A 207-nucleotide genomic window follows, 5' to 3' on the forward strand; every position below is an offset into this window, starting at 1 on the left:
GATGCGCCCGGCTGCGTCGTAGACGTAGCTGGCGAACTCGGTGGCCGTGAGCCTCGCTGCCCTGTCGTAGGTTCGGCTCGCCGGCAGGTTGCCCGCGAAGGCCCAGCGCCACTCGGTGGGCTGGCCCATCGGGTTCCAGGCGAGGCCGGTGATCAGCGGGGTTCCGTTCCGGTTGAGCTGGATCAGGCGGCCCGTGGCGTCGTAGAC

At 70.5% G+C, this 207-nt stretch carries 1 protein-coding gene; it reads right to left on the reverse strand.

Annotated elements, in window-relative coordinates:
• Positions 1-207 (reverse strand): hypothetical protein (locus B0W80_RS35885; protein WP_179107121.1); only part of this gene is annotated, 207 nt, incomplete at both ends.

Origin of the sequence: Variovorax sp. KK3 (assembly GCF_001984055.1) — a bacterium.
In the GTDB taxonomy this organism is placed as follows: domain Bacteria; phylum Pseudomonadota; class Gammaproteobacteria; order Burkholderiales; family Burkholderiaceae_C; genus Variovorax.